Here is an 18416-nt window from a genome sequence, read left to right as displayed (position 1 = left end):
CTATATTATAGGTGATTATAGACCTATACTAGATAATTAAATAGAACATATTTTCTGATTGGGTAGGTCTATTAATGAATACATGGTATTCTATTACAAATAACAAATAGATTGGAGGTATTTCAGTGACTATGATTCTCGACAAGTTAATGAGTGAAAATGAATTTCCTGTTGTTTTTATTGGAGCGGGATTATCAAAAAGATTTTTAGAAAAATTTCCAGATTGGACAAGTTTGCTTGAGGAATTTTGGAATCAATTGGGATATGAAAACTTTTATGGCGAGTATAATAATATTAGAGATGAAATGGCGGAAGAAAATCCGAGCTATTCAGAAAAAGAAATAAATCATTACTCTAATATTCGAATGGGGACAATTTTGGAAGCGAATTACAACAAAGCTTTTAATAGAAACGAAGTATCAATTAAGGGGTTTACACCAAAAGATGCATTCCAAACTAGAATCTCTCCATTTAAAAAAGCTATCTCCGAAAGATTCGGGAATTACACAGTCAAGCAGGACGCTCATGGTGAATTAGAGGCTTTTAGAAAGATGTTGCTCAAAACTCAAATTATATTAACTACTAATTATGATGAGTTTATTGAGAATACGTATAATTCAGCGAGCAAGTATAATATAACCAAATATATTGGTCAAAAGGGATTTTTTCAAGAAACCTTTGGATTTGCTGAATTATATAAATTACACGGATGTGTCGAGAGCCCTAATGATATAGTCATTACAGAAAATGACTATAGTAATTTTGATAAAAATTCCGTATTGATAAGTGCAAAAATTATTTCGATGATGCTGCATTCACCTATTATTTTTATTGGGTATTCATTAACGGATATTAATGTAAGAAATATCATTAGTGAATTTACTCGATCTTTAAATGAAGAGGAAATTCAAATACTGGAAAATCGATTGGTCTTAATTGAAAGATTAGAGGGAGAAAAAGGATTTATTGAAGAGAATATCAACGATAAGGATTTGGGTTGTAAATTAAAAGTAGTTAAAACTGATAACTTCGAAGAAGTATTTAAGAAGATCAGCAAAATAAATCAAGGGATAGCCCCAACTGAAGTAAGAAAATATCAGCATGTGATTAAAGAGTTAATAATTGATCGTGGTAAAAAAGGAACATTAAATTCTTTACTCCTCTCTCCGGAAGAATTAGATGTGTTAGAGGAAGATATATTAAATAAAAACATTACTGTTGCATTAGGAGATTCTAAGTATATTTTCCAAATCCCCGATTTAATTAGCTATACAATTGATTACATTTCAGACAAAGATGAAATCAGCACAGAAATAAGAATGAGATTTGCAATTTTACAAAATGCAACCGCACGTTTTCCGATAAATAAAATACTAGATACTAATCTAATCAACGGTAGTAGCTTACATCCAACCGAAAAAGAAAAGCTTATTCAAAAAATCAATACATTTTCTGATTTCGATAAACAATATGGCACCATAGTAACTGCCTCTGTTTTCAACAGAAATACAGATCAGTTGCAGAATATTATTGGAAAAGGTTTCAAAAAAGAAAATGAATATGAAACAATATCTTATAATATTCAACGTTTAGACTTGGCTGAAGTGAAAGACTACTTACTTGAAGAACTAACCGAATTAAAAGAGGTCGGAGAAATTAAAATTAATACCCAATTAAGACGGTTGCTCCTATTGTATGACATTTTAAAAAACAAAAGAGGCAACGCCTAACCACTAAGTGTGATTGCCATTGCCTCTCTGCACTTACTATAATATTATACGCTTATTGTATATATTGTGCTTGGGCGTGTCAATAGAAATGTTTATTTTGCACCTCAAGAGAGGTGCTTTTTTTATTTGTCTTCACACAGAACGTTAGTTCTCTTATATTATATGTTAGGAGCGAACTAATGTACGTTAATTAATGTCGACGGAATTATTAGCAGACGCCGGATCAAAGTGCTGAGAGTAGGTGAAGAGTCCGTTAGAGCCTACTGTAATTTGTGCGAAACTAGACGGCCGTTTACTTCGGAATTTTTTAGTGCTCATTAGGGGACAAGAGAGAAGAGTAATTTAATGAATATAGACATGTATTGCACGGAAGCATGAAAGAGCGTGGAAACATTAAATGAACATCATTAATGCTGCCGGAACATATTGCTCAATTGCGTGACTAGCAAGCGGAGGACGATCGTGTTGCACGCCAAGAATTAACTGATTGGGACTTGGTTTCTTTGCAAGAGGAACTTGATCTCGCTCATAAGAGGAAATGCCAGGCGCGAATCCAAACATGGAGGGACGGTCGAATAATTCCTCATCGCGGCATAGTAGAGAAAATCGACATACATAAACAAGCAATCATTCTAGCTGATCCATTTGGAGACGTGCAAATAGATGTGAAAGACATTGTTTCAGTGCAATGTATATAATAGTATGAAAATAAAGAAGGATATCCTCTGATGTTGTCGAATGTAGGCACAAAGGGGGTGTGTTCAAAATGCATGCAGAAATCATTAAGCACTTAGATGGTGATTTTGTAACTCTTTTTGAAAGTGAGGATGAAGACATAAATCATGCAACCATCTTAGTCACTAGTAATGAGATGAGAAAAAAGACGAGCTTGTATTCTTAAATTTTTACATGCTCGCTGATGGTGATTTGTCACATGGCCTGGCTACATTCGGTTTTGATAATGCATCTGAAGCGTGGGAGTTTCTAAAGAAAGTCCCTGACATGTCTGCGATTGATTTTTTGTCACAGGCACTGAGCATTGTTCCTCGTTTTGAGATGGTTGATTAATCGAGATAAGTATGTATTAGAAAAGAGGGGACCAAGTGTGAGAGTAGGGATAATAGGTGGTGGTTTTGGATTGAACGTTCAAGCCCCAATAATCAAAATGCACCCTATGTTGAATTTAGTTGCTGTCAGCACAATGTTCCGTCATGAGCTACCTCTAGAATTGATTGGGGAGGATAATTCTCCTACTCATTATAGAAATTGGACTGAGATGCTGAATAATGAGGAACTTGACCTTCTTTTTATAAGCAGCATGCCAATTTATCATTTTCAAATGGTTGAATATGCTTTAAAAAATGGAATAAAAAATATTGTATGCGAAAAGCCCTTTACATTGAATAGCAATGAATCCAGGCAACTGTTAAATCTATCTGAACAATATAAAGCAAAAGTAATAATAGATTTTGAATGGCGATACCTCCCTATACGACAAAAAGCCAAAGAACTAATAACGAACAACAATGTAGGGAAGCTCCTTCATATTGACTATAATATCTCACATGCTCAATATCAGGTGCTACAAACATCCAAAAGAGGCTGGATGGGGGAAAAACAAAAATTTGGCGGTATGTTAGGTGCATTAGGAACGCATATGATTGATTGTTTAAGATGGTTGGCCCAGGATGAAATAGTATCTATCAACGGATTAGTGCATACTCACGTTCCAATAGGTGCAGGAGAACAAAGAGATGCAGACGACGCATTTTTTATTAACGGAAAGATGAAAAAAAATTCTACTTTCTCTGTACAACTATTAACTGGGATTAATCATGGGTTCGGTTCTCATTTAAAGGTTTTTGGAGATGAAGGAACAGTAAGTTTAATAAATGATAAACAGATTTTTTATGGGAAAGCAAAAGAACAATTAGAAGAAATAGTTGTTCCAAATCCAAGTGAAGCCCCCTTGCATTTTTCTTTGGAGGCAAAAGCGTATTATCCCTCATTTTATCCATTTATAGAAAAGGTATATGAGTATATTGTCTATAATAAACCAGATAAAGACTTACCATTAATTGAAGATGGACATGAAAATCAAGTGGTAATTAAAAAAATATTAGAAATCTAAAAAAGTGCTCGTTAGTTTATTTTTAGAGGATGCCTTGTTAAACGTGTGCTTTACTAAAAGAAAAAAGGGTTTTACATATTAGATACGACTAATATGTAAAACCCTTTAATTTTTCTATCTTTTAAAATCAGTTGTTCATGATAAATTTTACCCTCTCTTTTTAATTGCAATGTTTGCCATGTGTTTCACATATGTGTCCAACAGGAGAACATTGTTAATAATTATGTGTCCTTGATGATAGTACGTGATACCTGAAAGGTAAATAATAGCTGTCATAGAGCCATTTTGATATAAGCTGATTTTTACTGGCAGCGAAGAGATTAACGCTGGCAGTGTGAAGGTCACCGGTTCGAACCCGGTATGCTCCATTGTTAAAGGAACCTTGTCAAACTAACGTTTAATGGGGTTTCTTTTTTTATGCTCATTTGGTTTCCGGCTGATTTGCGGCTGCCGTATGCCCGATTGATAATGTTTTTTGGGATAGACTTTACTTGGTAGTTCGTTATCCTTTGCCATATTTGATTCACCGTTTTTAAACGTATTTTTACTTAGACTTTCTTTGGCTTTATTAATTCTTGCATGTACTCCATGAGGAAGCCTTTAAGGTTGCGATACTCCCGTGTCTGAGAATAGAAAGGTGTCATATCAAATTCATCGAACTCAACAATTATACCGGAATCAGTTGCACGTACAGATACTGAAGTAATATAGCCCAGTGAGTATCCTTCATTATCATCACCGAACATAACGACAGTATACGGCTTGTCGGCCTTTAAAAAGTCGTCAGCCATCTCCAAGCTAAATAAAAAGTGAGGTTTATTCTTCATTCTTCTTGATAGACTATTGCGATCCTCTGCATTATGAAATAATTGCAGTTCGTGTATTGTTTCGTCGTATAAGTATTTTTTTATTTTTATCGTATTTCCTCCTATATGGATACGGTAATCAATCGGCCAAGTCAGTTAAATGTACCCTGTTAATACTCATAAGGTCAGACGTGTGTCTGAGAAATCAAATATATTTTTCATCGGATATTAGAGTTCTAGACCTGAAATTGTGTGGACTAGTTATTAAAAATCCTATTTAGATCAACAAATGTATTTTTGATTTCCCTATATTATACAGTCCTCTTTATACAGGCATGAAAGGATTTTACTAAAACCGTGATAAAAGAATAAATGTCTAACAATACAAGTTGCATGCATCGTTTCTCCACAAAGACGAATACTAACCACAAAATAACTTTTGTTTGGGAGTGGGGTCTTGAAACGATTTGTATTGCCACTAATCATCCTCATTATCGTTTTCGGAGTATATGGCAGAACGTTTGCGGACAAAGGAAGGAAGCATTATGAAGAGGCCGGACAAATTATATGGGAAATTAACACCGAAGAAAAAGTGATCGCATTAACGTTTGATGACGGACCCCATCGGAAACATACAAGGGAAATATTAGATCTTTTGAAAAAATACGAAGCGAAAGCAACGTTCTTTATTGTGGGTGCCAATGCCGAGAAGAATCCGGATGTAGTGCTGCGGATGTATGAAGAGGGACATGAGCTTGCCAATCATACGTATTCCCATAAAAGTCGAATGAATGTGTCGCAATTAATACAGGAATTGAAAAGAACGGATGACGTTATTTATTCCATAACGGGACAATCCTCCACATTATTCCGCCCAGTCGAAGGACAGTATACCGATGAGATTGTCCAGGCCGTTTCTAGAGAAGGCTACAAAATGGTCATGTGGTCTTGGCACTTGGATACATTGGATTGGAAAGATCCGGGGGTCGATAAAATTGTCGGCTTTGTATTAAACGGTGCCAAAGAGGGCAATGTTGTGCTGTTCCATGATGGAGGAGGTAACCGTAGACAGACAGTGGCAGCATTAGAGAAGATTCTCCCCGCTCTCGCAGAACAGGGATATACGTTTATAACAATTTCGGACATGATGAAAATTAAAGAAAATAATATGGAAGAGAAAGAAGACCGTCAAATTGAAAACACCAAATAAATACCTCTCCTTCCTTCCAGGATTGAAAATTGAAAAAGGGGTAATAATGAAATAGGCACAATAATTGTTCCAAGAAAAGAGGGTATCGTATGAGTCGGAAAATGACGAGTGAGGACCAAGCGGTTTTGGAAAATGCCCCGATAACGTACTATTTCACGATGATTTTCGCTGCCTTTGGAACAATGTTGGCCTTCTACTACTTACTCCAGGTGATGGAGAAGGTCAACGTTTTCCTCTTTTTCCTTTCAGTTTGTGGAGGTGGCATCCCGGTCGGTTTCATCGGGGTGTTCATTGACTATAAGATGTTGCAAAATCGTTTGAAAAAAAGATGATTGCGCAACGAATGAGAAGGAGCCTCCTGTCAGAAGGCTTCTTTTTAATTACCTTGAATAAATCGCATTCCAAGCCTTTTCAGTTCATAAGATGGGCTGAGGGGGCGTTTTTATGTATAACAGGGAAGCGGCTGTCGCCTATGCGAATAAATGGTGGAATGGCCGAAATCCGGATTTCCATTCATTCGACGTGGACTGCACCAATTATATCTCTCAATGTCTGCTGGCAGGCGGAGCGCCGATGTATGGATATCCCAATCGTGAACGTGGCTGGTGGATGCAAGGAGGGACATGGAGTTTCAGTTGGTCGGTCGCCCATTCCATGCGCTGGTTTTTAGGCGGATCGAAGAAGGGACTGACTGCCAGGCAAGTCGGTTCGCCCGAAGAATTGGATTTGGGTGATCTAATTTGTTATGACTTTCAAGGCGACGGGCGTTATGATCATACGACGATTGTGACGGCGAAGGATGGCGAAATGCCGCTCGTCAATGCCCATACGTACGACGCTTATCAGCGGTCATGGGATTACAAGGATTCCTATGCGTATTCTCCGAATGCAAAGTACTTATTTTTTAAAGTGAACGATCATTTTTCCTAAAGTGAAAGGGAGCTCTCCAGCTAGGAGGCTCCTCTTTTTTAATCAAACCATAAAATGGCCAGTGTGCCTTCTCCTGCGTGAACGGCGAGAGTGGAACTTATATCACCAATTTCTACAGTAAGCTGAGGATTGCTTTGTAGAAGCATTTGCTTCAGCTGATCCGCTTGATCTGGAACATTGCCGTGCATCAAATAAATGTGGGAAGGTTGGCTTGCGGACGCTTTATCCACAAGATATTGAAGCGCTTTCTTTTCAGATCGAACTTTATCGAACACTTCAAGTGTACCAATGTCCGATAGTTGAATGATCGGCTTTACTTTTAACAGGCTGCCCAGGAAAAATTGCACGCCGCTCATCCGGCCGCCTTTATACAGCTGATCGAGCTGACCAATGAGAATATAATTGTTCATCGTTCCGGCCATGGATTCGAGCTGTTGCTTTATTTCTTCCACTGATGCACCAGAGTCATGCATCGCCATCCCTTTTTGAATCAAGCCTGTAATTCCGTAAGAAAGGGATAGAGAGTCAATGAAAGTGATTGGGAAATTCGCCATCTCGGCACCTGCCATTGAAGAGGCGAGGGTGCCGCTCAATTTCCCTGAAATATGAACGGCGATCGCTTGTTCATAATCATTTGCCAGCTGTTTAAACTGTTCAGCAAACTCACCAGCTGACGGCTGGGACGTTTTTGGGAATTCAACCGCACCTTTAATGTTTTCATACAGCTCGGAAGGCGACAAATCAATTCCATCCACAAATTGTTTGTCCCCGAAATGTATATTAAGCGGAATCCAATAGAAATCCGGATGTTCTTTTAATTCTTTTGGAATGTAAGCAGTACTGTCCACAATCCAAGCTAATGGTTTTTTTGCCATAGGGGCCATCCTTTTTTAGTTTATTTACGAACGTAGGAATATTATATCATCGAAAGTAATTTGTTTGAATAGTAATAGTTTTAGAGAGAGGAGACAGTACGTTGTTTTCCTCGGAAAGCGGCAATAGTGTATAATGGTCGCTAGTATGGTAAAAAGGGGAGTTCAATAGATGAATGAACAAGCGCTATCAGTCAGAGATGCAATCGTTAATCGCCGGTCGGTTAAAAATTTCAATGGTCAACCGGTCGATGTCGATGATATATTGGCGGTACTTGAGGACGCACGGTGGGCGCCGAATCACGGCAACCGAAATCCTTGGAGAGTGATTGTGGCGGCCAATCAGGAGCACGTGAAATTGCAAGAACTGTTGAAGGAGTACGGAGTTCCGAAATGGAAAGAGCTATCCGAGGAAGACTTAGAAAAACAGATGAAGAAATTCACTACTCCGGGTGCTGTCGTATTCGTCGTCGTGCCGGAGGATGTCCGCCAAAAAGAGAGGTTGGAAGACTTTGCAGCAGCCAGCACGTTTATTCAAAACGTGATGTTGCTCGCATGGGATAAAGGCATCGGCACTTGTTGGAAAACACCGCCTTTCATCGACAATCCGAAATTCAGAGAAGCACTTGGTGTCAAGCCAGAGGAGCGCATCATCAGCATGTTGCAATTTGGTTATTTCGACGACATTCCAAAAAATCGCGTACGCAAACCGTTGGAAGATATCGTAACCTTCTTCGGAAAAGAAGAGTAATAAGAGGAGCATCCAGGCGACTGGATGCTTTTTTGAATGTGGAAAAGAAGAGAGTGTGATGGAGGGGGAATGGGAAAAGGGGATGCTCGGTGATGAACCGATTGGGCATAGGGGTGCGACGATTAAGTTATTGACGTTCAATTCGACTTAATGGCGTTCAGCGGGAGTTATTGGCGTTCAATTCGACTTAATGGCGTTCAGCGAGTTATTGGCGTTCAATTCGACTTAATGGCGTTCAGCGGGAGTTGGCGTTCAATTCGACTTAATGGTGTTCAGCGGGAGTTAATGGCGTTCAATTCGACTTAATGGTGTTCAGCGGGAGTTAATGACGTTCAATTCGATTTAATGGCGTTCACCCGAAGATATGCTAGGGTGTGCAGCGGTTATGTGCAGTTACAGTGGAAGTAGACTTGCTATATCTGGAAAATCTCCGTGCTAACCAGTATCTTCCGTGGCGCCAAATAAACGTTCCCCCGTGCCAAAAACCCGTTCTGCTGCGCCAAATCCGCTCGCCTCCGCGCCAAATCACCAGTCCAACCCGCCAAATCCTCACCTCGCTTCGCCAAATACAACAGACAAATAATACTCTCAAACTTTACTGCATCAAATGCCCACCACCATGACCAACAAACCCATAGAAAAACCGGGTTCGGCAAGTGTGCCAAACCCGGTATCGGTTATTTCTTTAATTCATCGACAGGCAGTTCAGCGAGTTCGTAGTAATAGTCGCCGATGACGCGAAGCCCTTTGTCGAAGTTTTCAAGATGGAAGTGTTCGTTTGGTGCATGGAAGTTTTCGCTCGAAAGGCCGAATCCCATGAGGACGACTGGCAATCCGAGGATTTCATCGAATGCGGCGACGATAGGGATCGAGCCGCCCATGCGTGTGTAGGCAGTCGGCACGTTGTACACTTTTTCGTACGAGCGGCCTGCTGCTTGGATGGCTGGGTGGTCAAATGGTGTGATGAACGGCTTGCCTTTGTCGAATTCGCTCACTTCTACCGTGACGCCTGCCGGTTTATGCTTTTCGATATGGGCTTTCAGCTTGGCGACGATATCTTCCGGGTCCTGATCCGGTACGAGACGGCACGTGATTTTTGCGCCGGCTTCGGATGGTAATACGGTCTTGATGCCTTCGCCGGAGAAACCGCCGAAGACGCCGTTCACTTCAAGAGTCGGGCGAGTCCACGTGCGCTCCAAGTAGGAGTAGCCTTTTTCGCCAAATAGTTCAGGCACGCCGATTTCCTCTTTCAATGCTGCTTCGTCAAAATTAAGTGCCGCATACGCTTCTCGTTCTTCTTCAGCCAGCGGGCGGACGTCTTCGTAGAATCCATCGACTGCAATGGTGCCTTCCTGATCATGGAAGGAGGCGAGGATTTCGGAGATGGCATGAATCGGATTTTGTACGCCGCCCCCATAAATGCCTGAATGCAGGTCGCTTTTAGCTCCGCGCACATCGATCTGTACGCCTGCCAGTCCGCGCAATCCATAGCAGATAGCCGGTTTGCCAGGTCCGTACATGCCGGTGTCGGAGATGACAATGATGTCTGCCGCAAGTTTTTCCTTATTCTCTTCAATATACTTCTCCAAGTTCGGGCTGCCGACTTCCTCTTCCCCTTCAATGATAAACTTTACATTGATGGGCAACTGTCCACCGTTTTCATGCATCAAAGCTTCTACTGCTTTCACATGCATGAATACTTGTCCTTTGTCATCGCTTGCGCCGCGGGCATACAGCTTATTGTCCCGGACTTCCGGCTCGAATGGACCGCTTTCCCATAAATGCAATGGGTCGACCGGTTGGACATCGTAATGGCCATAAATTAATAATGTTGGCTTCCCTTCGGCATGCATCCAGTCGCCATAGACGACAGGGTGGCCGTCCGTCGGCTCGATGGACACGTTCTCCAAGCCCGCTTTTTCGAATGAATCCTTTAGCCATTCAGCTGCTTTTTGCATGTCCGCCTTGTGGTCGGACAACGCGCTGATGCTTGGGATGCGCAGAAAATCCTTCAATTGGTCCAAATGGTCGTTCCGCTTTTCAGTGAAAAACGTGTCAAGCGATTCTAAATGAGTCAAAGGTATCCCTCGTTTCTAAGTATTTCGGATCTAAAAATAGTATAACAGAAAATAGAGAAATGCGAGTCAGGCAAGCAAGCGAAGACGAGGATATTATGGTATGATATGTATCATTCAACACAAGAACGGATGCATGGAAAACAAGTTCGGGAGGAACCGCTTTTGTTTATTGCACTAGGATTCTTTTTATTCATGTCGTTTTTCCTTTCAGGGAGTGAAACGGCGCTGACCGCTGTGAACCGGATGAAAGTCCAGCTGCGGGCAGAGCAAGGCGAAAAAAAATCAATCAAATTACAAAAACTGATATCGAAACCAGACCGGATGATCACCGCCATCCTCATTGGCAACAATGTGGCTAATATTATGATGCCGACCATTGTAACGATGATTGCGATCGATAAAGGGCTGAATGTTGGTCTGATGACCGGGATATTGACAGTCATCCTCATTGTGTTTGGGGAAGTGCTCCCTAAGACGATCTCAGCCACATTCGCGGATCGAATTGCGTATGCTGTGGCACCGACGATTTCTGTGGTTGTCAAAGTAATGACTCCTTTGACAGCGTTGCTTGCTTTGTTTACGAACATCTTTATCCGTATCATTTCCAAAGGCGCTGTTACAGAGGCGACATTGACTAAGGAAGAGCTTCGTTCAATGGTGGATATCGCATCGACGGAAGGGACGTTTGAGCAAGACGAATCACTGCGTTTAAAAGGTATTCTGGATTTTCCGGATAAAGACGTTTCGGATGTCCTGGAGACACATCGTACGGATGTAATCGGGCTTCCGATCGAAGCGAACTATGAAGAAGTGCGGGATACAATTTTAGAATACTTCTATACGAGATATCCTGTTTATGAGGAAAGCATTGATAAGGTGATTGGGGTCTTTTATTCCAAATCGCTGATAGAATGGTCCATGCATCCAGAGAAGAAGCTTTCTGAACTCATCGACCACAATCCGTTGTTTGTTGTGCAGACGGCCAGTGTCGAGAAAGTATTTAAATTGATGTTAGCGAAGAAGAAGCATTTAGCCATCGTGTTGGATGAGTACGGCGGCACGCTCGGTATTGTGACGCATGAAGACATTATTGAGGAAATGATCGGGCAGGACATTGAAGACGAAACCGACATTGACGAGGAAGTTCTGGTCTATGAATCAGATCATCACCAGTTGATCTGTCACGGCCGGCTTGAAATTGTCGAGGTCATGGAGCTGCTTCACGTCGGGTTGCCGACAGATCATGAAACCATTGGCGGCTTCGTTATGCAGGAGCTCGGTCATGTACCAGAGCCTGGCGAGAGATTTACATATGAAAATCTATTTTTTGAAATTGAAGAAATGGATCGAAGTCGTATCGTGAAGATGAAAATAACGAAACGACAGGAAGAGCATGATATGAGTCCGGACGATTGAGTGTCCGGGCTTTTCTTTGTCGAAAAGTCAGGAGAGGGCTTGCTGTCACATTTCTGTCACGACGCCTTACACATTTGTAAGTGTGTTGAAAGGGAAAGCGATAGTTTGTAAGACGAAAATATTTGATAATGGTTCCAAGAGATACAACACGGAGGGCGTTATCAATGAAAATCGACTTAGCTGAACTACACGATCAATATGGAAAATACATATATCACTTATGCTTGAAACTGACACGCAATAAAGAAGAAGCGGAAGACTTGATGCAGGATGTCTGGCTGAAAGTCGTTCGTTACAGCGGCAAGATGGACAGTGTCGACCGCATGAAAGCATGGCTTACGACGATTTGCATGAACACATTTCGGGATCGTTACCGGAAAGATGTGCGTCGCAGTAAACACGTAATGAACCAGCCTGATACATTGGACGTTCCGATCTTGGATTTGGTTCCAAGCGACAACATGACTCCTGTGGAAGTAGTGGAGCAATCCGATATTCAAAAAATCGTTCAATCGAAAATTGGTGAGCTGGATGCCATTTACCGAAAAACAATCGAGTATTTCTATGTGCATCAGTATTCGTTGATTGAGATTGCCGATATGATGAAAGTGTCGATCGGTACGGTGAAATCCCGTTTGTTCCGCGCGAAGAAATACTTGAAGGAATTAATGATGGACGACTCCGCAGCACGTGAGTACGTCATGGCGTAAGAATATATAACGAGTGCAGACCTGGTAAAAGGGTCTGCACTCGTTTTTTATCTTCCTCGGGAGATTATGCTAGTTTGCAAGCGCCTGCTAACGGGAACTTGATAGTCATAGTTCGTTAGTTGGGACGGGGAGGATCAGATGAAAAGTTGGAAGAAACGGAGCAAGTGGAAAAGCCCCTTGTTCTTACTAATATTACTATTTGTCATGCTTTATGTAGCGGTGATCGCTTGGCATACATATAAGCCGCTGCCGAAAGGGATTCCCTATGAAGGGGAACTGCACCGGACGGATGATGTAGAAATGTTCACCGACCTGACGTATGCTCAAAACAAGAAGGGCGATGGCATGGTGCATGAGCTGTCCATCTTCGATGAAGTATACAAAATGATTGATGAGGCAGAGTCCTTTATTGTTTTGGATTTCTTTCTGATGGATCATTATTCGGATGAAAAAGTGGAGTTTCCTAAAATCGCGGAAACCTTGACGGCGAAATTGATTCAAAAAAAGCAGGAGAATCCTAATATGGATATTGTGTTCATTACCGATCCGCTTAACACGGGATACGGTTCCTACGATTCTAAGTGGTTCACAAAGCTCGAAGATGCGGGCATCGAAGTCGTCTATTCTGATTTGGATAAACTGCGGGATTCCACACCGATTTATTCTGGTCTCTACCGGACAATTTTTCGCTGGATCCATGTGGAGAAAAAGGGGTGGATCCCGAATGCCATGGCGAGTGAGGCCCCTAAGATGACGCTCGCTTCCTATATGAAATTATTGAACGTCAAAGCGAATCATCGAAAAACGATGGTGACGGATAAGGCGGCTCTCGTCACGTCCGGAAATCCGCATGATGCAAGTGGGTTCCACGGCAATGTGGCATTGAAAGTGAGCGGTGCGGTGATCAATGACATCCTTGAATCGGAAGAAGCTGTCGTGCGGTATACAAATGGCGGTTCATTGCCGAGGGCGGAGGCCGTTGAATCAAAGGAAGGCCAATATGCAGTCCAATATGTAACGGAAAGAAAGATACTCGATGCATTGCTTCAAGATATCGGCCGCACGAAAAAAGGAGACCGGATACGGATGGGAATGTTTTTCGTTGCCATGCCGGAAGTTGTTGAAGCTATCGAGGATGCAGTCGATCGCGGTGTGGAAGTGCAGATGATTCTGGATCCGAACGAAAACTCATTTGGTAATGAAAAATCTGGATTGCCCAACCGCCCTGTGATGCAAAAGATGATGGATGAAACAGATAAGAAGATTCAAGTACGCTGGTACAACACAGTGATCGGTCAATATCATACAAAATTAGTCTTTGTGGAAACAAAGCAGGGCACGTATATTACGAACGGTTCTGCCAATTTGACGGACCGAACACTGAATAATTATAACCTGGAAGGGAATTTGCGGGTCATCGCTCCGAATGATAGTCAGCTTGTCCGCCAGTTAAATGCATATTTTGACCGGCTGTGGAGCAATGAAGATGCCTTGTACACCCTCGATTTTGAAGAATATCAAAATGAATTCACGTTCTTCCAACGAGGTATTTATCGTTTGCAAGAATTGTTAAAGCTGACGACGTACTAAGAGTTTCCAGATTAAAAAGGAAAAACCGTCCACGGACGGTTTTCTTTTTTACGAAATACTCTCCAATTGCTTGTTCAATTCGGCTAATCGGGTTTCCATAGTAGCAAGGCGCTGTTCTGCTTTGTACACGGAGTCAGCGTGGCCGGTTGATTCCAGTTTTTCGATATCACCTTGAAGGCTGATGTAATCCATTTTTAGTTCGGCGATGGCTGCTTCGAGTTGTCGTTTGTCCATTCGGCTCACTCCCAATCTTTTTCTTTAGTGTAGCATATCGGACATCGCTTTTCCGCGTTTCGGATATTCCAACAAGTAACGGATCGCTTCCAGAACGGTATCTTTCCCGTTTCCTAAATTGAGGTTCGTTTGCCTGCGGATTGCGCGTTTGCGGAGCGGTTCGTGAAGGAGCGGTTCCATGATGGCATTCAGCAGATTGGATTGTTTCACTTTGCGTCCAAGGCCCAGGTGGATGAAACCGTGGTGCTCTTTTGGGAAGCCGAGTCCAAGCTCGAATTCATTTTGTGCTAAGACGATGCACGGAATGCCCATGACAGCCACTTCGTATGGCATATAGCCGGAGCCGCAGAGAATGACGTCCGCAGTTGAATAAAGCTCGGCCGTATCATAGGGGGGCTGTACAATATTCGTGTTCCGCCGTCCAAGCGCCATCATTCGCAGCGTGCTGACATCATGGGGGTATAGTTCACCGACCAACACAGACACTTTAAGCGGGATCTGCAACTGCAGGACATGACGTAAAGCCCGGTAGCTCAGATTGCCTGGATCTTCTTCTCCGAATGAAATGACAAGATGCGGCAATGGGGCAGGCCGGTCTTTCTGCAGGCCAATCTTTCGATACGAGTCAAATGGGTCATCCGCCATGTACAAATTACGTTCCATAACGTAATGCTCCATTACATTTTCGCTTTCTTCTTCATACAATGTTTGCAAGACAAGATCCGCCAATCGGCCGCCGTCTCCAAAATCGTCAAAATGAATGAGGGAAGAAACGGATTCTCTGATTTTGTCAACTTCCTCCTGGATTGTGGAACCGCTGTCGCGTAAAAGTAAAGCTGGTTTGATGACTGAAACGGTATCAGCAAGTGTCGTATTCCGACCGATTGTGATTTCCTGGAAGCCTTCAGGCGCAGCTGGTGATGTGGGACCCGTCAGGAATAGGACATTCGCTTCTTCTGACAGGATTTTAGCCAGGATGGCCGCTCTGCGTGCGGGATAGGTCCCTTTAGCATCTGTTCGGGCTACATGAATGGCAATGGTTTTCTTTTCGCGTGTTTCTATTGGAATCACCCTTTCTATGACCTATGAATCCATTACTCTCCCTTTCACCCTATGATTTGAAAAAAGCAGTTATGTGCAGATTCCTGAACCTGAATGGAACGGCTAGGAATGATTTCGCTGAATTGTCCAGTTAGAACGGACGATTTCCAATTACAAATTGAAGATACAGTTCAAGAAGTGCAGGGAGTGTAGATGCAAGAAGACATTCCATTCCTGATGGATGTTCCGTTGTATGGTAAACTGGTTTTTATTCTCGAAGGAGAGGGGGATTCCTTTGTTTGATTCCTTACTATTCGATTTGCTGCTTGTCATATTGATTGGAATGCTCTCGCAATGGATTGCATGGCGATATCGGATGCCTGCGATTGTTGTCATGTCGGTCGCTGGATTGCTGGTAGGCCCGATTTTTGGCTGGATTGATCCTCAAGAGACGATGGGGGAACTGTTCAGTCCGATCATCACATTTGCGGTTGCCATTATTCTGTTTGAAGGCAGTTTGAACTTAGATATCCGGGAAATCCGAGGCTTTAGCAAGCCAGTTGGCCGTATTGTGACCATCGGGGCATTCATTGCCTGGATTGCCGGATCGCTGGCCGCCCATTATTTGGCTGGCCTATCATGGGAGGTCGCGTTCATTATCGGAGGGCTGTTCATTGTCACAGGGCCGACGGTAATTCTGCCACTGCTCAGGCAAGCTCGGCTGAAGCCAAGGGTGGCAGCTATTCTCAAGTGGGAAGGAATTGTTGTCGACCCGTTTGGCGCCCTCGTTGCCGTCTTCGCTTTTGAATTTATTAAATTCCTGCAGGCGGAAGTGTCTTTGAAATCGCTGTTGCTCTTCTTTACTGCTTCTGCTTTTGCCGTGTTGCTCGGTTGGGCAGCTGCCCGATTGATGGGGCGAGCATTCGAACGGGGGAGCATACCTGAATTTCTAAAAGCGCCGATCCTCTTCGTCGTTGTGCTGTTCACCTTTGTCTTTTCTGATGAAATCATGCATGAAACCGGCCTGCTCGCTGTTACGGCGATGGGGATGACAATGGCAAATCTGCGTATGACAACATTAAATGATGTCCGGCATTTTAAAGAAAATATTTCAGTTTTATTGATCTCCGGAATTTTTGTCATGTTGACTGCTTCTCTCGATACCCGGATTTTAGTCGATATTCTAAATCCGCATATCCTGTTGTATGTGGCGGCGATGCTGTTTGTCGTTCGGCCACTATCCATTTGGGTTTCGACGATTGGTACCGAATTGACATGGAAAGAAAGAACGCTTGTCGGCTGGATTGCTCCCCGGGGAATTGTCGCCCTTACGGTGTCCGGCTACTTTGCCTCCATCCTAGTGGACAATGGCTATCAGGACGCAGAAATGCTGACTGCCTTGACGTTTGCACTTGTTCTGAGCACCGTCGTGCTGCATGGTTTCTCAATCGGCTGGCTGGCAAGAAAGCTGAATTTGACGACAACGGATGAATCCGGTGTGCTACTTGTCGGCGGTTCGAAGTTTGCTTCTGCCTTTGCAAAATCGATTCAGGATAACGGTCATGAAGTCCTGATCCTCGATCAGTCCTGGGAGGCTCTGGCAGAAGCAAGAAAACGCTCCATTCCCAGCTACATAGGGGATATTTTAACCGAACAGATTGAGTACCATATTGATTTAACGCCATTCCGTTACATGGTCGCGATGACGGAAAGCGATACGTACAATGCCCATGTTTGCGCCGATTTCGCGCCGGATCTTGGGCGGCATCATCTTTTTCAAACGGCCTTCCATGCCGGGAATGAATCATCGAGCCTCAGTATTTCAGGCGGCCAGACACTATTTAGTCCGCCTGTTTCAATATATGAGTTGGACGAACGAGTGAATGAGGGGCATCTTATCCGAAAGACATTGATTACGAAGCAATATAGTTATACGCAATATTTGCGAGAACGGGATGATACATCCATTCTCCTTTATATTTTGCGTTCGGATGGAAATGTGGAATTTTTCACTGCCAAAAGGGAACTTCAGGCGACTGCCGGGGATTCCGTTCTGGCACTCACTTCTCCGGCTAAGAATATTGCACGGATCAAGGAGAGGTTGTTTGAGGAAAATGGAGAGTATCCAATTACAGACAGTGAAATTGAAGAACTGTTTAAAGAAGATATAGGGAAAGAAAAGCCGCAAATACCGGGGGAAGCTCCGCGTTCTTCTCAAAAAGAGTAGAGCCGGGCGGTCAGTAAGCTCAATTTCGGGAAACCTCCCCTATTCTTTGGTACGATGGGTAATGGAGAACAGCTAAGGAGGATATGCCTAGTGAAAGTTTTGTTTGTGGACGGGACCATTATCGGCAGCAAAACAGGAGCGGTGCTTGAAACCGTACGATCGTATATCGACGGTACGGGATGCGGCTATGAGCTTGAACTGATAAGGTTTGCGGATTATGACCACCAATTTGTCGACGGTCGTCCGTTCGATCAATATAATGATGATATGAAAAAACTGGTCCGGAAATTTGAAGAGGCGGATGCCTATATTATTGCAACGCCAATCTTCCAAGGTTCGATTCCAGGCGTCCTGAAAAATGCGTTTGATATGCTTCATCCGCATGCCATGCGGTATAAACCGGTATCCATTGTGGCAAATGGCGGCACCTTCCAGCATCATCTTGTCGTTGAGAACCAGCTGAAGCCGATTTTGGATTACTTCCGGTGCATGGTGACACCGAATTATGTGTATACTCATACGAGCCATTTTGATAATGAAAACAATATTATCGATGTAGACGTGCAAGAACGTTTGCAAGAGCTTGCGCGTGTATTTATCCAGTACGCAGAAATGAGCCGGCATCTATCGAAAGACGCTTTGGATCAAGACTAAGAAAATCCCGCTATTCCATTTAGGATAGCGGGATTT

At 42.9% G+C, this 18416-nt stretch carries 16 protein-coding genes and 1 pseudogene; 12 read left to right on the top strand and 5 right to left on the bottom strand.

All coding sequences use genetic code 11. From position 1 onward, the window contains the following. Window positions 1-131 precede the first annotated feature (131 nt). The 3 genes and pseudogenes from NCCP2222_RS09765 to NCCP2222_RS09760 all read left to right on the top strand — a co-directional run bounded on the left by NCCP2222_RS09765 (window position 132) and on the right by NCCP2222_RS09760 (window position 3861). Window positions 132-1730 carry an SIR2 family protein gene (locus NCCP2222_RS09765; RefSeq protein WP_248512541.1) on the top strand — a complete coding sequence of 533 codons (1599 nt, stop codon included), beginning with the start codon at window positions 132-134 and terminating at the stop codon, window positions 1728-1730. A 461-nt stretch (window positions 1731-2191) separates the two neighbouring features. Beyond that, window positions 2192-2428, top strand: a pseudogene (locus NCCP2222_RS20865) (YolD-like family protein); the annotation flags it as partial. A 407-nt stretch (window positions 2429-2835) separates the two neighbouring features. Continuing rightward, a complete protein-coding gene (locus tag NCCP2222_RS09760) occupies window positions 2836-3861 on the top strand; it encodes a Gfo/Idh/MocA family protein (RefSeq protein WP_248511895.1) in 1026 nt (341 codons plus the stop codon). Window positions 3862-4409: 548 nt separating this feature from the next. Here NCCP2222_RS09760 and NCCP2222_RS09755 read toward each other — a convergent pair. After that, the gene (locus NCCP2222_RS09755; RefSeq protein ID WP_248511894.1) at window positions 4410-4688 is read right to left on the bottom strand and encodes a hypothetical protein; all 279 of its coding nucleotides are present in this window, start codon (window positions 4686-4688) and stop codon (window positions 4410-4412) included. A gap of 436 nt (window positions 4689-5124) precedes the next feature. On the opposite strand from NCCP2222_RS09755, the gene NCCP2222_RS09750 reads away from it, so the two are divergent. The 3 genes from NCCP2222_RS09750 (at window position 5125) to NCCP2222_RS09740 (ending at window position 6807) form a co-directional block, all read left to right on the top strand. Beyond that, window positions 5125-5877: a polysaccharide deacetylase family protein gene (locus NCCP2222_RS09750; RefSeq protein WP_248511892.1), complete on the top strand. Its 753-nt coding sequence runs from the start codon at window positions 5125-5127 to the stop codon at window positions 5875-5877. An 89-nt stretch (window positions 5878-5966) separates the two neighbouring features. Beyond that, complete coding sequence (locus tag NCCP2222_RS09745; RefSeq protein ID WP_248511890.1) at window positions 5967-6209, top strand: hypothetical protein; 243 nt, start codon at window positions 5967-5969, stop codon at window positions 6207-6209. Between the two features lie 112 nt (window positions 6210-6321). Then, entirely contained in the window at window positions 6322-6807 is a 486-nt protein-coding gene (locus NCCP2222_RS09740) for an amidase domain-containing protein (protein WP_248511888.1), read from the top strand. Between the two features lie 38 nt (window positions 6808-6845). Here NCCP2222_RS09740 and NCCP2222_RS09735 read toward each other — a convergent pair whose 3' ends face one another. Further along, window positions 6846-7682, bottom strand: coding sequence for a DegV family protein (locus NCCP2222_RS09735; protein WP_248511886.1), 837 nt, complete (start codon window positions 7680-7682; stop codon window positions 6846-6848). A gap of 169 nt (window positions 7683-7851) precedes the next feature. Here NCCP2222_RS09735 and NCCP2222_RS09730 point away from each other — a divergent pair, with 169 nt between their 5' ends. Next, on the top strand, window positions 7852-8430 hold the full coding sequence (locus NCCP2222_RS09730) for a nitroreductase family protein (RefSeq protein ID WP_248511884.1): 579 nt from the start codon (window positions 7852-7854) through the stop codon (window positions 8428-8430). Window positions 8431-9107: 677 nt separating this feature from the next. On the opposite strand, the gene NCCP2222_RS09725 is transcribed toward NCCP2222_RS09730, so the two are convergent. Next, window positions 9108-10508: a dipeptidase gene (locus NCCP2222_RS09725; protein WP_248511883.1), complete on the bottom strand. Its 1401-nt coding sequence runs from the start codon at window positions 10506-10508 to the stop codon at window positions 9108-9110. 162 nt (window positions 10509-10670) lie between these two features. On the opposite strand from NCCP2222_RS09725, the gene NCCP2222_RS09720 reads away from it, so the two are divergent. From NCCP2222_RS09720 to NCCP2222_RS09710, 3 genes are all read left to right on the top strand, one after another. After that, on the top strand, window positions 10671-11924 hold the full coding sequence (locus NCCP2222_RS09720; RefSeq protein ID WP_248511882.1) for a hemolysin family protein: 1254 nt from the start codon (window positions 10671-10673) through the stop codon (window positions 11922-11924). Window positions 11925-12088: 164 nt separating this feature from the next. Beyond that, window positions 12089-12634 carry an RNA polymerase sigma factor gene (locus NCCP2222_RS09715; RefSeq protein WP_248511878.1) on the top strand — a complete coding sequence of 182 codons (546 nt, stop codon included), beginning with the start codon at window positions 12089-12091 and terminating at the stop codon, window positions 12632-12634. Window positions 12635-12772: 138 nt separating this feature from the next. Continuing rightward, window positions 12773-14224 carry a phospholipase D family protein gene (locus NCCP2222_RS09710; protein ID WP_248511876.1) on the top strand — a complete coding sequence of 484 codons (1452 nt, stop codon included), beginning with the start codon at window positions 12773-12775 and terminating at the stop codon, window positions 14222-14224. Between the two features lie 48 nt (window positions 14225-14272). Here the strand turns inward: NCCP2222_RS09710 and NCCP2222_RS09705 are convergent, their stop codons facing one another. Further along, window positions 14273-14458, bottom strand: coding sequence for an SE1832 family protein (locus tag NCCP2222_RS09705; protein ID WP_248511874.1), 186 nt, complete (start codon window positions 14456-14458; stop codon window positions 14273-14275). A 24-nt stretch (window positions 14459-14482) separates the two neighbouring features. After that, on the bottom strand, window positions 14483-15529 hold the full coding sequence (locus NCCP2222_RS09700) for a CMP-N-acetylneuraminic acid synthetase (protein ID WP_248511871.1): 1047 nt from the start codon (window positions 15527-15529) through the stop codon (window positions 14483-14485). Window positions 15530-15794: 265 nt separating this feature from the next. Here NCCP2222_RS09700 and NCCP2222_RS09695 point away from each other — a divergent pair, with 265 nt between their 5' ends. Together NCCP2222_RS09695 and NCCP2222_RS09690 are read left to right on the top strand one after the other, a co-directional pair. After that, the gene (locus NCCP2222_RS09695; RefSeq protein WP_248511869.1) at window positions 15795-17726 is read left to right on the top strand and encodes a cation:proton antiporter; all 1932 of its coding nucleotides are present in this window, start codon (window positions 15795-15797) and stop codon (window positions 17724-17726) included. 90 nt (window positions 17727-17816) lie between these two features. Next, entirely contained in the window at window positions 17817-18380 is a 564-nt protein-coding gene (locus NCCP2222_RS09690) for an NADPH-dependent FMN reductase (RefSeq protein ID WP_248511867.1), read from the top strand. Window positions 18381-18416: the final 36 nt, after the last annotated feature.

The organism is Sporosarcina sp. NCCP-2222 (assembly GCF_023168145.1).
Taxonomy (GTDB): domain Bacteria; phylum Bacillota; class Bacilli; order Bacillales_A; family Planococcaceae; genus Sporosarcina.
This window is presented reverse-complemented; position numbering and strand designations above follow the sequence as displayed.

Excerpts from the sequence above, each read along its gene's own strand:
- NCCP2222_RS09735 (WP_248511886.1), bottom strand. The coding sequence starts at position 7,682 with ATGGCAAAAAAACCATTAGCTTGGATTGTGGACAGTACTGCTTACATT.
- NCCP2222_RS09730 (WP_248511884.1), top strand. The coding sequence starts at position 7,852 with ATGAATGAACAAGCGCTATCAGTCAGAGATGCAATCGTTAATCGCCGG.
- NCCP2222_RS09765 (WP_248512541.1), top strand. The coding sequence starts at position 132 with ATGATTCTCGACAAGTTAATGAGTGAAAATGAATTTCCTGTTGTTTTT.
- NCCP2222_RS09740 (WP_248511888.1), top strand. The coding sequence starts at position 6,322 with ATGTATAACAGGGAAGCGGCTGTCGCCTATGCGAATAAATGGTGGAAT.
- NCCP2222_RS09745 (WP_248511890.1), top strand. The coding sequence starts at position 5,967 with ATGAGTCGGAAAATGACGAGTGAGGACCAAGCGGTTTTGGAAAATGCC.
- NCCP2222_RS09710 (WP_248511876.1), top strand. The coding sequence starts at position 12,773 with ATGAAAAGTTGGAAGAAACGGAGCAAGTGGAAAAGCCCCTTGTTCTTA.
- NCCP2222_RS09755 (WP_248511894.1), bottom strand. The coding sequence starts at position 4,688 with ATGAAGAATAAACCTCACTTTTTATTTAGCTTGGAGATGGCTGACGAC.
- NCCP2222_RS09705 (WP_248511874.1), bottom strand. The coding sequence starts at position 14,458 with ATGGACAAACGACAACTCGAAGCAGCCATCGCCGAACTAAAAATGGAT.
- NCCP2222_RS09715 (WP_248511878.1), top strand. The coding sequence starts at position 12,089 with ATGAAAATCGACTTAGCTGAACTACACGATCAATATGGAAAATACATA.